13 protein-coding genes are annotated in these 16,387 nt (G+C 58.0%); all 13 read left to right on the top strand.

The window, feature by feature from the left end; all coding sequences use genetic code 11:
- Positions 1 to 51: 51 nt before the first annotated feature.
- Positions 52 to 1,521, top strand: a complete 1,470-nt coding sequence (locus ABLO27_RS17250) for a UDP-N-acetylmuramoyl-L-alanyl-D-glutamate--2,6-diaminopimelate ligase (protein ID WP_353034206.1) — start codon at positions 52 to 54, stop codon at positions 1,519 to 1,521.
- Positions 1,518 to 2,948 carry a UDP-N-acetylmuramoylalanyl-D-glutamyl-2,6-diaminopimelate--D-alanyl-D-alanine ligase gene (locus tag ABLO27_RS17245; protein WP_353034204.1) on the top strand — a complete coding sequence of 477 codons (1,431 nt, stop codon included), beginning with the start codon at positions 1,518 to 1,520 and terminating at the stop codon, positions 2,946 to 2,948. Before ABLO27_RS17250 ends, ABLO27_RS17245 begins: the two co-directional genes overlap by 4 nt.
- A 10-nt stretch (positions 2,949 to 2,958) precedes the next feature.
- Entirely contained in the window at positions 2,959 to 4,044 is a 1,086-nt protein-coding gene (mraY, locus tag ABLO27_RS17240; protein WP_353034202.1) for a phospho-N-acetylmuramoyl-pentapeptide-transferase, read from the top strand.
- A 5-nt stretch (positions 4,045 to 4,049) separates the two neighbouring features.
- Entirely contained in the window at positions 4,050 to 5,450 is a 1,401-nt protein-coding gene (gene murD / locus ABLO27_RS17235) for a UDP-N-acetylmuramoyl-L-alanine--D-glutamate ligase (RefSeq protein ID WP_353034200.1), read from the top strand.
- Entirely contained in the window at positions 5,451 to 6,608 is a 1,158-nt protein-coding gene (locus ABLO27_RS17230; RefSeq protein WP_353034198.1) for an FtsW/RodA/SpoVE family cell cycle protein, read from the top strand.
- 18 nt (positions 6,609 to 6,626) lie between these two features.
- Positions 6,627 to 7,733 carry an undecaprenyldiphospho-muramoylpentapeptide beta-N-acetylglucosaminyltransferase gene (murG, locus tag ABLO27_RS17225; protein ID WP_353034197.1) on the top strand — a complete coding sequence of 369 codons (1,107 nt, stop codon included), beginning with the start codon at positions 6,627 to 6,629 and terminating at the stop codon, positions 7,731 to 7,733.
- On the top strand, positions 7,730 to 9,130 hold the full coding sequence (murC, locus tag ABLO27_RS17220) for a UDP-N-acetylmuramate--L-alanine ligase (RefSeq protein ID WP_353034195.1): 1,401 nt from the start codon (positions 7,730 to 7,732) through the stop codon (positions 9,128 to 9,130). Before murG ends, murC begins: the two co-directional genes overlap by 4 nt.
- Before the next feature lie 11 nt (positions 9,131 to 9,141).
- Positions 9,142 to 10,113: a UDP-N-acetylmuramate dehydrogenase gene (murB, locus tag ABLO27_RS17215; protein ID WP_353034193.1), complete on the top strand. Its 972-nt coding sequence runs from the start codon at positions 9,142 to 9,144 to the stop codon at positions 10,111 to 10,113.
- The gene (locus ABLO27_RS17210) at positions 10,114 to 11,040 is read left to right on the top strand and encodes a D-alanine--D-alanine ligase (RefSeq protein WP_353034192.1); all 927 of its coding nucleotides are present in this window, start codon (positions 10,114 to 10,116) and stop codon (positions 11,038 to 11,040) included. It abuts the gene before it with no gap.
- A complete protein-coding gene (locus tag ABLO27_RS17205) occupies positions 11,028 to 11,942 on the top strand; it encodes a cell division protein FtsQ/DivIB (RefSeq protein ID WP_353034190.1) in 915 nt (304 codons plus the stop codon). The genes ABLO27_RS17210 and ABLO27_RS17205 overlap by 13 nt, the downstream gene beginning before the upstream one ends.
- Positions 11,939 to 13,261, top strand: coding sequence for a cell division protein FtsA (gene ftsA / locus ABLO27_RS17200; RefSeq protein ID WP_353034189.1), 1,323 nt, complete (start codon positions 11,939 to 11,941; stop codon positions 13,259 to 13,261). Before ABLO27_RS17205 ends, ftsA begins: the two co-directional genes overlap by 4 nt.
- 115 nt (positions 13,262 to 13,376) lie before the next feature.
- Complete coding sequence (gene ftsZ, locus ABLO27_RS17195) at positions 13,377 to 15,158, top strand: cell division protein FtsZ (protein WP_353034187.1); 1,782 nt, start codon at positions 13,377 to 13,379, stop codon at positions 15,156 to 15,158.
- 259 nt (positions 15,159 to 15,417) lie between these two features.
- Entirely contained in the window at positions 15,418 to 16,362 is a 945-nt protein-coding gene (gene lpxC, locus ABLO27_RS17190) for a UDP-3-O-acyl-N-acetylglucosamine deacetylase (protein ID WP_353034186.1), read from the top strand.
- Positions 16,363 to 16,387 lie beyond the last annotated feature (25 nt).

Below are 16,387 nucleotides of genomic sequence, written 5' to 3'. Positions count from 1 at the left end.
TCTTCAACATAGCTTCAGAAAGACGACGCACAAACCGGATGATCAGGTGAGATGGATCTTGAATACTTGGCCGCCGGCCTGAACCTGCCGGAAACGGCAAAGGGGCTGACAATAACTGGGTTGACGGCGGATAGCCGGAACGTGAAGCCCGGCTATCTGTTTGCTGCCTTCAAAGGCTCCACGGTAGATGGAACAAAATTTGCCCCGAACGCAGTTGCGGCCGGGGCTGTTGCTATTGTGTGCGCAAATGATGCTGCTGACGCCATTCGCTCGACAGCCGGAAAAGATGTGATCGTCATCGGTGTTGCGGAGCCTCGGCAGGTATTTGCAAAAATGGCAGCACGTTTTTGCGGTTTGCAGCCTGATACGATTGTCGCTGTCACAGGCACAGCAGGAAAAACGTCCGTTGCGCATTTCGTTCGCCAGATCTTTCAGGCAGCCGGCCATCCGGCAGCAAGCCTGGGAACACTCGGCACGATCAAGCCCGGAGGCGAAAGCTACGGCGGCCTCACAACACCGGATCCAGTAGCGCTTCACAAGGAACTTGCCGAGCTTCGGGCAGAAAACATCAACCACGCTGCCATGGAAGCCTCGTCTCACGGCCTGGATCAGCACCGCCTTGATGGTGTGCATCTGACGGCTGCGGCCTTTACCAATCTCGGCCGCGACCACATGGACTATCATCCGACCATCGAGGACTACCTGAAAGCGAAGCTTCGTCTTTTTGGTGAGTTACTTCCGGAAGGCGGTACCGTGGTTGTAGACCCTGGCGAGAAATATGCAGACCGGGTGATCGAGGTTGCAGACCGGCGAAGGCAACGGATCTTTACAGTTGGAGAGTCGGGTAAGGATCTCAAGCTGACCGGCCTGAAGCCATCCGGTGCCGGACAGGACCTGACGCTAGAAACCGAGCGCGGTGAATACAAGGTGACGCTGCCCCTCATCGGTCGCTTTCAGGTCTCCAATGCACTGATCGCTGCAGGCCTCGCCATTGCGGCCGGCATCGACACGGGTGCGGTCTTGCGATCTCTGGAAAATCTGAAAGGGGCACCCGGGCGTCTGGAACTTGCCGGCAAGACCAGGGAAGGCGGTCTTGTGTTTGTTGATTATGCCCACAAGCCAGACGCGCTTGATAATGCACTGGCTGCGCTGAAGCCGTTTGCCGTTGGAAAACTGTCCGTGATCGTTGGCGCTGGTGGCGATAGGGACCCAGGTAAGCGCGAGTTGATGGGTGAAGCTGCTGCCCGCCATGCGGACCTTGTGATTATTACAGATGACAATCCACGCTCCGAAGATCCTGCTTCGATCCGAAAGGCCGTCCTCAAGGGAGCGCCGGGCGCATTGGAGATCGGAGATCGTTATGAAGCGATCGCGGAGGGGGTTCGCCGGCTCAAGACGGGTGATATCTTGTGCGTTGCCGGAAAAGGCCACGAAACGGGCCAGATTGTTGGCGACACAGTGATTCCCTTTTCTGACCACGAAGCCGTTGCGCGCGCCATCAGCCTCGAAGGAAACAAATGAGCGAACCTCTTTGGACATTAGACGCTTTTGTTGAAGCTGCGGGCGGCGGCAAATGGGGCGATGTCAGCGAAGACATTACCGGAATTTCCATCGACAGCCGGACGCTTGAACCCGGAGACGCTTTCATTGCCATCAAGGGCGATCGTCTGGACGGGCACGACTATGTGGCTGCTGCGCTTGAGGCAGGGGCCTCGGTCGCTCTTGTCGCGGAAGACAGACTTTCCGAGCTTCCGGAAGACGGAAGGTATGTTCTGGTCGAGGATCCACTGGATGCGATGCGCAAGCTTGGCATTGCAGCGCGTGCCAGAAGCAAGGCCAGGATCGTGGCTGTTACAGGGTCGGTCGGTAAGACAGGAACCAAGGAAGCGCTGCGATTGACCCTCGGGGAATCCGGCAAGGTTCACGCCTCTGTGGCGTCCTTCAACAATCACTGGGGCGTTCCGCTGACGCTTGCGCGCATGCCGGCGGACGTTGATTTCGGGGTTTTCGAAATCGGCATGAACCATGCGGGCGAAATCACGCCGCTGGTCAAGATGGTTCGTCCGCATGTCGCCATCATCACCACCGTGCAGCCTGTGCACCTGGAGTTCTTTGACAGTGTCGAGAAGATCGCCCAGGCGAAGGCTGAGATTTTCGACGGGCTTGAACCCGGCGGCGTTGTCATTCTCAACAAGGACAATCGCCAGTTCGATCTCCTCAAGTTCCTGGCGGTCACTGCGGGTGTTCCCAGCATCCATACGTTCGGCGAGGACCCAACGGCTGACAGCCATCTGGAAAAGGTGGTCAGTTTCCCGTCTGGCTCCAGTGTTGATGCATCCATCCTGGGTCAGGAAATCACCTATAAGATCGGCGCTCCCGGAAAGCACCACGTCAAAAACAGTCTCGCGGTGCTGACGGCAGTATGCGACCTGGGGGCGGACCTGGCCAAGGCCGGACTTGTTCTCGATACGATGCACGCACCCAAAGGCCGCGGGCAGGTCACACGTCTTTCAGTGAATGAAGGCGAATTTTACGTCATCGACGAAAGCTACAACGCCAATCCGGCATCCATGCGGGCAGCACTTGCGGTTCTCGGTGAAGCGCCGGTTGTTCGGCCCGGGCGTCGCGTCGCGGTGATCGGCGATATGAGGGAACTGGGATCCGGCGCAAATCGCCTGCACGCAGAGCTGCTAAAGCCGATTGTTGACGCCGGAACGGACGCGGTCTATTGCGCCGGGCCGCATATGCATGCGCTTTGGGAACTGCTGCCGCACGAGCTTCGCGCCCATTATGGCGAAGAAGCGAAGGATCTGGAAGAAGCGCTGCTGCGGGATGTCAGGCCAGGCGATGTCCTAATGATCAAGGGTTCGCTTGGAACTCGCATGGGGCCGCTTGTCGAAGCGCTGAAGAAGGAATATCCGCCTGCGGACGATACTGCGGCGGCATAAGGGATAGCTGATGTTTTATTTTTTGGGGCAATTTGCTGATCAGGTCTCGGCCTTGAACGTGTTCAGGTACATCACGTTCAGAACAGGCGGCGCGATCATGACGGCGCTGTTTTTTGTTTTCCTGTTCGGACCGAAAATCATTGCCAGCTTGCGTATCCGTCAGGGCCACGGCCAGCCGATCCGGGCCGACGGTCCGGAGAGTCATTTGCTGACCAAAAAGGGTACCCCGACGATGGGAGGATTGATGATCCTCTCGGGTGCTCTGGTCGCAGCGCTTTTATGGTCGGATCTTTCCAATCCCTACGTCTGGGTGGTGATTGGGGTCACCCTAGGGTTCGGCGGTATCGGCTTTTACGATGATTATCTGAAGGTGACGAAGTCATCGCACAAGGGGTTCGGCGGCAAGGCACGGCTCGGACTGGAGTTCCTGATCGCTGCCTGTGCTGCTTTCGCGGTCACGCTTCTTGATACTTCCCAGTTTTCCGAGGCAATTACATTCCCGTTTCTGAAGGATTTTACTCTCAATCTGGGCATAATCTTCATTCCGTTTGCTGCCTTTGTCATGGTTGGTGCGGGCAACGCGGTAAACCTGACTGATGGTCTGGATGGGCTCGCAATCGTTCCGGTGATGATTGCCTGTGCGTCCTTTGGCCTGATCGCATACCTCTCCGGTAACGCGGTATTCGCCAACTACCTTCAGATCCATCACGTTGCCGGTACCGGTGAGCTGGCTGTCATCTGCGGTGCCGTGATCGGCGCCGGCCTCGGTTTTCTGTGGTTCAATGCTCCCCCGGCGGCAATTTTCATGGGTGACACCGGTTCGCTCGCGCTTGGCGGCATGATCGGCGCTATTGCCGTGGCCACCAAACACGAAATCGTTCTGGCCATCATCGGCGGCCTGTTCGTGCTGGAGGCTGTGTCGGTCATCGTTCAGGTCATTTCCTTCAAGCTCACGGGCAAACGCGTCTTCAGGATGGCGCCAATACATCACCACTTCGAGATCATGGGATGGACTGAAAGTCAGGTCGTGATCCGCTTCTGGATCATTTCGGTCGTGCTTGCCCTGATCGGTCTTGCCACACTGAAGCTGAGGTAAGCCGGATGATCCCAGTCACCACATTCGAAAACAGAAAAGTCGCCCTTTTCGGACTTGGCGGGTCGGGGTTGGTAACTGCGCATGCCTTGAAGGACGGCGGCGCGGATGTGGTGTGCTTTGATGATAACAGTTCGCGTGTCGAGCAGGCCGCTGCCGAAGGCTTGCATACGCAGGACCTTCGCGAGATGGACTGGTCCGATGTCGTGGCTCTGGTGCTGGCACCAGGCGTTCCGTTGACGCATCCCGTGCCGCACTGGTCCGTTGATCTTGCCCGCGGCGCCGGCGTGGAGATCGTTGGGGACGTCGAACTGTTTTGCCGCGAGCGCAGAAAGCTCTGCCCGTCTGCGCCACTGATCGCGATCACCGGAACGAACGGCAAATCCACCACCACAGCGCTTGTTGCCCATCTGCTCAGGGAGCTCGGTCTGGACGTTCAGATTGGAGGCAATATCGGAACACCGGTGCTTGAGCTGCAACCGCCGCAGCCGGGTCGTCACTATGTTGTCGAGTGCTCTTCCTATCAGATTGACCTGGCACCGACCCTCGATCCCACCGTCGGCATTCACATGAACTTGTCGCCGGACCATCTTGATCGGCACGGCACCATGGAAAATTACGCTGCCATCAAGGAACGGCTGGTTGCCGGAGCCAAGGTTGCCGTGGTCGGGGTGGATGATCTCCTGTCATCTGCGATTGCAGATCGTTTGGAACTGGCGCGCAAGCCGGTTTGCCGGATCGCCGGTGAAAAGGAACTCACCAGTGGCATCTACGCCCGTCACGGTCGCTTGTTTGAAGCCCATGATGGAACCCAGAGCGAAGTTGCTCTGCTCGGCGGGATCGATAGCTTGCGCGGCGATCACAACGGTCAAAATGCTGCAGCGGCGTTTGCTGCCTTGCGTGCACTGGAATTGCCGGCGGCCAAGATTGCAGCGGCAATGAAATCTTTTCCCGGACTTCATCACCGCATGGAAATCGTCACCAAGCAGGGCCGTGTCCTGTTCGTCAATGATTCCAAGGCGACAAATGCCGATGCTGCGGCGCGGGCATTGTCCAGCTTTGACCGGATCTATTGGATCGCGGGCGGTCGTGCGAAGGCCGGAGGAATTTCCTCCCTGGATGAGTACTTTCCGAAAATCGTGAAGACCTTCTTGATCGGTGAAGCTGCAGAGGACTTTGCCAAGACGCTGGATGGGCGCGTTCCCTACAAGATCAGTGGTACGCTTTCACAGGCCGTTATCGACGCTGCCGAAGAGGCTGCCGAGGACGAAGCGGAAGAGATTGCCATTCTGCTATCGCCCGCCTGCGCCAGCTTTGACCAATATCCGAATTTTGAACTGCGGGGCGCTGCTTTTGTAGATGCGGTGCGTGCCTTGCCTGGTGATGGAAACACTCAGGAGGTCGCATAAATGGTTTCTCGCGCCGATCGGAGCCGATTTGCCGAATGGCTCTGGACAGTGGATCACTACCTTCTTGCAGCGTTCGGGTTGCTGCTTGTCGGTGGTGTTGTTCTTTCCTTCGCCGCAAGTCCACCTGTTGCCGAGCGGCTTGGGGTTGAGACATTTTTCTTTGTGAAGCGGCAGGCGGTGTTCCTTGTTCCGGCACTGGTCATCATGCTGGCAGGGTCACTGATGACACCGCGTATGGTCAGGCGCGCGGCTCTTGTTGTGTTCGTTGTCTCGCTGGTACTCCTTGTCGCGACGCTGTTTCTCGGGTTTGAGGCAAAAGGCGCAAGGCGCTGGATCTATATTGCAGGATTTTCCCTGCAGCCTTCGGAATTCCTGAAACCCGCTTTTGTTATCTTGATTGCCTTCCTGTTGTCGGAAAGCGGACGCCGCCGGGAAGTGCCTGGCGTTCTTTTCGCATTCGTGCTCTTCGCGGTCTGTGCTGCCCTTTTGATCGCGCAACCGGATTTCGGTCAGACGATGCTGCTTGGCCTGGTGTGGGCCGGCCTGTTCTTCCTGAACGGTATTTCCTGGCTGATCATCATGGCGCTCGGGCTTATCGGGATTGTCGGTCTGTTTGCCGCCTATGCCTTCCTGCCGCACGTGACCGGCCGTGTGGACCGTTTTCTGGACCCAAGTTCCGGGGATACTTTTCAGGTCGATACGGCAATGGATTCCTTTCTTGCCGGCGGTTGGTTCGGCCGGGGACCGGGTGAGGGTACGGTCAAGCGCATTCTTCCCGACAGTCACACGGACTTTATCTTTGCCGTTGTCGGAGAAGAGTTCGGTGTCGTGGTGTGCCTGCTGGTCGTTTCGGTATTTGCGTTCATCGTGCTGCGTGGTCTCAACCACGCAAGCCGCGATCAGGACGCCTTCAGCCGTCTGGCAACTGCCGGGCTGGTTGTTCTTTTCGGCCTCCAGGCAACCATCAATCTTGCCGTGAACCTTAACCTGATGCCATCCAAGGGCATGACCTTGCCATTCATTTCCTATGGCGGCTCGTCGCTTCTGTCGTCCGCCATGACAGCCGGTGCCATTCTGGCGCTGACCCGCAGACGGCCGCAGCCGTCGCGCGGCGATGTCGTTACCGTGAGCCGGCTTTCACCCTCTTCTTTGATGTAAGGCTGAACGCCAGATCTTATGAGCAAAACAGTTCTATTGACGGCCGGCGGTACCGGTGGCCATTTGTTTCCCGCGCAGGCACTTGCCAGCGAACTCAACCGGCGCGGTTGGGTCGTGGAACTTGCGACCGATGAGCGGGCGGACAAATACGGCACGGCTTTTCCGGCTCGAAATGTCCACATAATCGCCTCGGAAACCATCCGCGGACGAAATCCGATAACGCTTGCAAAAACGGCATTCAATCTCCTGCGGGGCACCTTTCAGGCACGGTCGGTCATAAAGTCGCTGAAACCGGACGTCGTTGCAGGGTTCGGCGGATATCCTACCTTTCCGCCGATGTTTGCTGCCCGGATGACCGGCACGCCGTCCATCTTGCATGAGGCCAACGGGGTCATGGGTCGGGCCAACAAGATGCTTGCCAAGGGGGTAACGGCGATCGCAACAAGTGTCCCGATCGAAGATTTACCGGTGGAACTGGCTGGCAAGCTTGCGGAGACCGGGAACCCGGTCCGTGATGCGGTTCTTGATGCGGCCGAACTTCCCTATGACGCACCTCGACCGGGAGGGGACTTCAAGCTTCTTGTTTTTGGAGGGTCTCAGGGAGCTCGGTTCTTTTCTGACCTCGTGCCACCAGCCGTCGAAAAACTTCCCGACGAAGTCCGAGCACGTCTGAATATCGTGCAGCAGTGCCGCCCGGAAGATGTGGAGCGTGTGCAGGAAGCTTATCGGTCTTTGGGCGTTGACGCCGAATGTGCCCCTTTCTTTCAGGATATGCCGCAACGAATTGCGCAGGCGCATCTGGTGCTTTGCCGGTCGGGTGCATCCTCCGTCAGCGAGCTCAGCGTTCTCGGCCGGCCGGCCATCTTGGTGCCGCTGCCCGGTGCTATCGATCAGGACCAGGCGGCAAACGCGAAGGTGCTGGAAAAAGCCGGTGGTGCGTGGCCAATCCGCCAGGTGGACCTTCACCCGGAACGCCTGACAAAGGAAATCAATCGCTTCATGACTTCGCCGGAAATGCTGAAAGATGCCGCGGCGAACGCGCTCAGCGTTGCCAAGCCTGATGCGGTCAAACGTCTCGCGGACCTGGTCGAGCAGGTCGCAAACAAGCAAGGAGAACGGCCATGAAAATGCCGCAGGATATCGGTCCGGTCCATTTCGTCGGGATCGGAGGCATCGGCATGAGCGGCATTGCCGAAGTACTGAAGACGCTTGGCTATCAGGTTCAGGGCTCCGACATGGCGGAAAATGCCAATGTGCAGCGACTTCGCTCACATGGCATCAAGGTGATGGTCGGACATGCCGCTGAAAATCTTGGCGAGGCCGAAGTTCTGGTGGTTTCTTCTGCCATCAAGAAAGACAACCCGGAACTCGTCGCGGCACGCGAGAAACTCATTCCTGTGGTCCGCCGTGCGGAAATGCTGGCCGAGCTGATGCGGTTCAAACAGTCGATCGCAATCGGTGGAACGCACGGCAAGACGACGACGACCTCCATGGTTGCTGCGCTGCTCGATGCCGGAAATCTCGATCCCACGGTCATCAACGGCGGCATCATCAACGCCTACGGAACCAACGCCCGGATGGGTGAGGGAGATTGGATGGTTGTCGAAGCGGACGAAAGCGACGGCACTTTCGTCAAGCTTCCGGCGGATGTTGCGGTTGTGACCAACATCGACCCCGAGCACCTTGACCATTACGGTGATTTCGACGGGGTGAAAGACGCCTTCCGGCAATTTGTCGAGAACGTTCCCTTTTATGGCTTTGCTGTGATGTGTCTTGATCATCCGGAAGTCCAGACGATGATCGGAACCATTGAAGACAGGCGGGTCGTAACTTACGGAACCAATCCGCAAGCCGACGTGCGCTACACCGATGTTTCCATGGATGGTGGCAAGTCGATCTTTTCTGTCGCGATCCGGGACCGCCGCACCGATCAGATCATTGAATTGAAAGATCTGGAACTGCCGATGCCCGGGCTGCACAACGTTTCCAATGCCACGGCAGCGATTGCGGTCGCGTCCCAGCTTGGCGTCGGTGCTGAAGACCTGACGAAGGGCATTTCTGCCTTTGGTGGCGTAAAGCGCCGCTTCACCCACACAGGCACCGTCGACGGCGTTCAGATTTTCGACGACTACGCTCACCATCCGGTGGAGATCAGGGCAGTTCTGCATGCCGCGCGGGAGTCCACGAAAGGCAAGGTCATCGCGGTGATGCAGCCTCACAGGTACACGCGTCTGCACAGCCTGTTCGATGATTTTTCGAACTGCTTTAACGACGCCGACACGGTCATCATCTCCCCCGTTTACGCCGCGGGAGAGCAGCCGATCGAAGGGGCGTTGCATACGGATCTGGTTTCAGGGTTGAAAACGCGCGGCCATCGCCATGTTCAGGCAATCGAAGCGCCGGAGGAACTGCCGGCACTGATTAAGGACGTTGCAGAACCAGGTGACTTCGTCGTTTGCCTCGGTGCCGGCAATATCACCCAGTGGGCCTACGCGCTTCCCAAGCAGCTTGAAGATCTCTGAGGAGGACTTTGATGAGTTTTCCCGATCTCTTGGAAAAGTATCCGCAGCTGAGCGAAGGCATCCGGGGCAGGTTGACGGCCAACCAACCGCTGTCGGCGGTCACCTGGTTTCGCACCGGTGGCCCGGCTCAGTTGATGTTCCAGCCTGCGGATGAGGATGATCTCGCAACGTTCATGGGCAAATTGCCGAAAGAAGTGCCCGTGCTTCCGGTTGGTCTCGGGTCGAATCTTTTGATCCGTGATGGCGGGCTTGAAGGCGTTGTCATTCGGCTCAGCGCAAAAGGCTTCGGTTCCATAGAGGAGATCGGCAGCAACCGCGTGAAAGCCGGTGCTGCGGTGCCGGACAAGCGTCTTGCGGAAGCTGCGGCCAAGGTCGGACTCGGAGGTTTTGCATTTTACACGGGCATTCCGGGCGGACTTGGTGGTGCGCTTCGAATGAACGCGGGTGCGCACGGTACCGAGACCTGTGAGCGCATGGTCGAACTTACCGCCGTCGACCGAGACGGCAATCGTCACGTTCTGACGAATGCCGAAATGGGATACGCCTACCGGCATTCCGTCGCTTCTAAGGATCTGATTTTCACTTCCGCGGTGTTTGAAGGTGTGCCGCAGGATGAAGCCGCAATTCGCCAGGAAATGGCGGACGTTGTCGCTCACCGCGAGCGCGCGCAGCCAATCCGTGAAAAGACCGGGGGCTCGACATTCAAGAACCCGCCGGGAACATCCGCGTGGAAGGAAGTCGACGCGGCCGGATGTCGTGGCCTGACGATTGGCGGTGCCCAGATGTCCGAGATGCACTGCAACTTCATGATCAACACGGGAGAAGCCACGGGCCACGACCTTGAGCTGCTGGGTGAGACTGTGCGGGCACGGGTGCTGGAGCACAGCGGCATCAGGCTTGAGTGGGAAATCAAACGACTGGGCCGGTTTGGGGACACCGGCTCAATCGAACCGTTTTTGGGACAGGAAGGGGAGGCCGCGTAAATGGCCAAGAAACATGTTGCCGTTCTTATGGGCGGTTGGGTTAACGAACGCCCGGTCAGCCTGAGCAGCGGAAAAGACTGTGCGGATGCCCTGGAAGAAGCCGGATACAAGGTTACCCGCATCGACGTTGACCGCGATGTTTCGTCTGTCTTGAAGAAATTGCAGCCGGACGTGGCCTTTAATGCGCTGCATGGCCCCTTCGGTGAAGACGGCTGCATTCAGGGAATTTTAGAGTTTCTTAACATTCCCTACACCCACTCCGGTGTGATGGCATCGGGCCTTGCGATGAACAAGGTGAAGGCAAAAGCCGTGATGCAAGCCGCTGGAATTCCAGTGACGGAACACAAGGTTGTGAACCGTTACGACATTCAGCGCGAACATCCGATGAAGCCCCCCTATGTGCTCAAGCCGATTAATGAGGGTTCGAGCTTCGGAGTGCTAATTGTCAAGGAAGATCAAGAGTTTCCGCCACAAGAGCTTAGCCGGACGGACTGGCCTTACCCCGACGTTCTGATGTGCGAAAAATTCATCTACGGCCGGGAACTGACCTGTGCCGTCATGCACGATCAGGCTCTTGGCGTCATAGATATCGTTCCCCAGGGGCACAGCTTCTACGATTATGATGCAAAATATGTAGAAGGCGGTTCAAAACACATTCTTCCTGCAAAAATTTCACCGATTGTTTACCAAACCATAGAGACACTAGCAGTCAAGGCGCATCAGGCTTTGGGATGCCGAGGTGTTTCCCGGGCTGATTTCCGTTTCGACGAGCGCGAAGACGGAACCGGCGAACTGATTTGCCTTGAAGTGAATACGCAACCAGGCATGACGCCTACCTCTCTTGTGCCGGAAATGGCGGCCCATAAGGGGATGAGTTTCAAAGACCTGGTCAGTTGGATGGTTGAGGACGCAAGTTGCTGTCGCTAGGGCGCAAACATAACCGGGAAACGCTAACGCCGCTGGAAGCCGAGCTGGCTCCGCGCGGGCGTGGTGTTTCGCGTTTGCACCGCCAACCGGTTTGGCGGGCCGCGGGTCGATTGACGGATCTGCCGCGCTGGACCGGTTCTGCCGCTGCACTCGGTTTCTTAACCTTAACAATTGGTTACGCAATAGTCATAGGTGGGCACGGACGTATCGTTTCTGATGCCTTGCTGTCTGCAGCTGGCTTTGGCATCGAAGCGGTGAAGCTCTCCGGCCAACGCGAAATCAACGAATTTCAGATCCTGGAAGCCCTGGAAATTCACGAAGGCTCCTCGCTGGCACTGTTTGACGCGGAAGGCGCTCGGGAACGTTTGAACCAGATGGCCTGGGTGAAGAATGCATCCGTGATGAAGCTCTATCCAAGCACGCTTCAGGTGAAGGTCGAGGAGAGGGTGCCTTACGCACTCTGGCAGCGCGGTGACGTTGTTTCGATCGTAAACGAATCAGGTGATATCATCACCGACGAAGTCGATGGCCGCTATGCGAATCTTCTGCTCGTCGTGAATCACGGTGCTCAGCGCCGGGCCGGTGAAATCAACACTGCATTGGAAAAAGTGCCGGAACTGCGTCCGCGTGTTCGCGCAGCGTTTTTGATCAGCGATCGTCGCTGGGACCTTCAGCTGGAAAACGGGATCTCGATCCGACTGCCTGCGGAAAACATTGATGATGCGTTGGCGGATCTTGTTCAGATGGACGAGGAAAGCGGTTTGCTGTCCCGGGACATTGTCGCAATCGATATGAGACTTGGAGACAGGGTGACGGTTCGTCTTTCCGACGATGCGGCGGAGCAGCGCAAGATCATGACCGGTGGACGCAACAGGTCGGGCAAGAAGGAGCGCGATACATGAGCCGCTCCGGAAGCCATCTGTATCTGCCCAAGATGCGGCCTCTACCGAGCCGCCGTTCGGTCATCATGTCGGTTCTGGACGTGGGATCGACCAAGGTCTGCTGCCTGATTGCCAAGTTGATCCCGCAAGACGAGACCACAATTCTTTCCAGCCGCTCGCACAAAGTGGAAGTGCTTGGATACGGCTATCAGCGTTCACGCGGTATCAAGTCCGGCGTCGTCGTCGACATGGATGCGGCTGAGCAGGCGATCCGTCTTGCTGTTGATAGTGCCGAGCGCATGGCCGGTGTGACGGTCGAATCGTTGATTGCGAATATCAGCTGCGGCCGGCTGCAAAGCGAAATCTACAGTGCCAACGTATCGCTGGCAGGTGAAAGCGTGTCCGAGGCAGACATCCAGCGCGTGCTGTCTGCCGGGTCGAGCCATTCGGTTACCGACGGCCGGGCCGTTACGCATGCGCTGCCGATTTCATATTCCCTCGACGGCAGCCGTGGCATTCGCGATCCGCGTGGCATGATGGGGCACAAGCTTGGCGTCGACATGCAGGTCGTGACGGCGGAAGTGCCGCCTGTTCGCAATCTGGAGCTCTGCATCAATCGGGGTCACCTGCATGTGGAGACGATGGTGGCAACACCGTTTGCCAGCGGCCTGTCCACGATTGTTGATGACGAAGCCGAACTCGGCGTTGCCTGCATCGATATGGGGGGTGGCACCACGACACTGTCGGTCTTTGTCGATGGACACATGGTGCATCTGGATGCGATTGCCGTTGGCGGCAATCACGTCACAACCGATATTGCGCGCGCTTTCGCGACCCGTCTGCAGGACGCGGAGCGCTTGAAAACCCTTTATGGCTCACCGCTGGCTTCCAGCTCGGACGACCGTGACATGCTCACGGTTCCGCCGCTGGAAAGCGACAGCGATTTGCCGAACCAGATCCCTCGCTCGGCGCTGACACGTGTCATTCGCCCGCGTGTGGAGGAAATCCTTGAACTCGTGAGAGATCGCCTGACGGCGTCCGGCTTTGCCGGTCGCGTAGGTAAACAGATCGTGTTGACGGGGGGCGCCAGTCAGCTCACGGGACTTGGAGAAGTTGCGCGTCACATTCTGGGGCGCAACGTTCGTCTTGGCCGGCCATTAGGCGTTGCCGGTCTTCCCGAGGCTGCAAAAGGTCCGGCATTCGCCGCCGCTGTTGGTCTCTTGATTTATCCGCAGGTCGCTCAGATCGAACAGTTCGAACACAAGAACCGTCGGTCAGGGTGGGGCGGGCAATCTGGTTACCTGGCCCGTGTGGGGCAGTGGATCAGGGAAAGCTTCTGACGACATGAGCCATGAAGACGAAAACCAGGAATTGGAGCTGCCAGGAGTGGCAGAGGAAATTAGGGAAGAAGAGGGTTCTCCCGATAAGGGAGCGCCAGTGGGTCGCGAGGATAATATGACCATCAACCTGAAGATGCCCGACATTCAGGAGCTGAAGCCACGCATTACGGTCTTCGGCGTCGGCGGCGCGGGCGGAAACGCCGTCAATAACATGATCACAGCTGGCCTCCAGGGGTGCGACTTCGTCTGCGCCAATACGGATGCCCAGGCACTGGCCATGAACCAGTCCGATCGTCTCGTCCAGATGGGCGTGGCAGTAACGGAAGGTCTTGGCGCAGGTTCTCAGCCCGAAGTCGGCTCTGCCGCGGCTGAAGAAGTGATCGACGAAATCAACGACCACTTGTCCGGATCGCACATGGTGTTCATCACTGCCGGTATGGGCGGTGGAACCGGCACCGGCGCAGCTCCGGTAATTGCCCGGGCGGCACGCGAACAGGGCATCCTGACAGTTGGTGTTGTCACCAAGCCGTTCCAATTCGAAGGTGCGCGCCGTATGCGCATTGCCGACAGCGGTATTGAAGAGCTGCAGCGCAACGTCGACACGCTGATTGTCATTCCGAACCAGAACCTGTTCCGGATTGCCAATGCACAGACCACCTTCGCCGATGCTTTCGCGATGGCCGACCAGGTGCTCTATTCCGGTGTTGCCTGCATCACCGACCTGATGGTCAAGGAAGGTCTCATCAACCTCGACTTCGCCGACGTACGCTCGGTCATGCGCGGCATGGGCAAGGCGATGATGGGCACTGGCGAAGCCAGCGGTGAAAAACGCGCTCAGCAGGCTGCGGAAGCGGCGATTGCCAACCCGCTCCTCGACGAATCGTCGATGAAGGGTGCGAGAGGGCTGCTGATTTCCATCACGGGGGGCAACGACCTGACCCTGTTTGAGGTGGACGAGGCTGCGACCCGCATTCGTGAAGAAGTCGACGCTGACGCCAACATCATTCTGGGGGCAACCTTTGACGAAACGCTTGATGGCATCATCCGCGTTTCCGTCGTTGCGACCGGCATTGACAAGGAGGAAGGCGTAGACGCCAACCCGTTTCCCTCACCAGCAGCTCAGGCCCTGAAGGCTGACAAGCCGGCAATACCGCGTACTCCGGAGCTGAACACCACGAAACCGGCAGCCGTTGCCGAAAAAGCGATCGCTCAGGATGCAGCCGCCAAGGCTGTTGCAAGCCTTGAAAAAGAACTTGCCATTCCGGAGCCTCAGCCGGTTGCCGTTGCCAGTGATCCGGCTGTTGAAATCAAGCGCGTTCAACCGGCCAGCAGTGCTTTGACCGGCAAGTCGCCGATGATCGACCTTGAAGAAGAAGCGCGGGCTCCAGTCGTTGAAGAAGCGCCTGTCAGCCAGCCGTACATTCCTCCGGTCGCTGAAGAGCACAGCCCGGCGCCGCGCATGCCGCGTGTAGAAGATTTCCCGCCGATCGCTCAGCGTGAAATCCGTGCACAGCAAACCGCTGCGCCAGCGCCGGCCCAGGCGGCGGCTCCCCAGCCAGCTCCAGCACCGGCGCCTGCTCAGCCTTCAGCTCCGGCTGCCTCTCTGGAAGAGCATGGTGAAGATGACCGTCGTCCGATGGGACTGTTGCGCCGGCTCGCGAGTGGACTTGGCCGCCGTGAAGACGAAGAAGAGCAGGAAATGGAAGCACCTGTCGCGCGTGCCCCACAGATGCAGCCGGCACCTGCAGCCGCTCCGCGCGCTCCGCAGCAGCGGGCATCCGCGCAGGGGGCTACCGGTCAGCTGGACGGCACCGGACGGGCGGCACCTAAGCCTGTAAGTGCTTCAGAAGACGAGCAATTGGAGATTCCGGCGTTCCTGCGACGCCAGGCCAACTGATTCGTTTTCGCGATCTTCTTCCCTGATCGCAACGGCCCGGAGCTCACGCTTCGGGCCGTTTCCGTAAGGGAAGCGAATTTGCTTTTCAATTCAGTATCTTGCAGGCCTGTGAATCGTTACAAACCGTAATAAAGCTTTATTTCGTTGAAACAGGGTTCGGGACTATGTTCCCCACCGACTGGCAATCGTAAAAAGTCCGTAACCTTTTTAGGGGCAATTGAGGACGTTTTCCGATTGCGAACCGGAAAGGCTAGGCCGAATGACCACATATGTTGACCGACAGACTACACTCGCCGATCAGGTAACCCTGACCGGGATTGGCGTCCACTCGGGCAAACCTGCGTCGATCACCTTGGTGCCTGCCGAAGCTTGCGTGGGGGTTGTGTTCACGCGCACCGATCAGGAAGATGCACCGGAAATTCCCGCAATGTGGGACAAGGTTTCCGCGACTGCACTCTGCACGGTTCTGGGAGATCCGACCAAAAACGGCGTTGCCACGGTTGAACACCTGATGGCGGCACTGTTCGGCATGGGGGTCGACAACGTTATTGTCGAAATCGACGGCCCGGAAATGCCGATCATGGATGGCAGTAGCACGGTCTTCGTGGAAGCCATCGAACAGGTCGGCCTGAAGAAACTGGATCGTGGACGCCGTTACCTGAAGGTCAAGAAAACCGTACGCGTCGACAATGGCAGCGCCTGGTGCGAACTGCATCCGCACGATGGTACGCGGTTCGACATCACCATCGATTTCGATACGCCAGTCATCGGACGCCAGCAGTTCGAATCGGACATGACACCGGAAGTCTTCCGCGATGACCTGTCTCGCGCCAGAACTTTCGGTAACGTGAAGGACGTCGAACAACTCTGGAAAATGGGGTTCGCTCTCGGTTCCTCTCTGGAGAACTCCGTCGCAATTTCCGAAGACAAGGTTCTGAATCCGGAAGGCACCCGCTGGCCGGATGAGTTCGCGCGCCACAAGGCGCTTGATGCCGTTGGTGATCTTGCGCTGGCAGGTCTGCCGATCCTGGGGCTCTACCGCTCCTATAAGGGGGGTCACAAGATGAACCACTCCATTCTGGTCAAGCTTTTTGAAGATCCGAGCGCTTTCGAGATTGTTGAAGCGCCGGCCTTCCGCCAGGTTGGGCAGGTCGACAAGGGCGGTTTGGCTGCTTCCGCAGCGTTCGGACCGGACGTTTCCTGAAGTTGATTGCAGGCCGCTTCCTTGA

The sequence above is a fragment of the Roseibium sp. SCP15 genome, assembly GCF_040329435.1.
Lineage (GTDB): Bacteria > Pseudomonadota > Alphaproteobacteria > Rhizobiales > Stappiaceae > Roseibium.
This window is presented reverse-complemented; position numbering and strand designations above follow the sequence as displayed.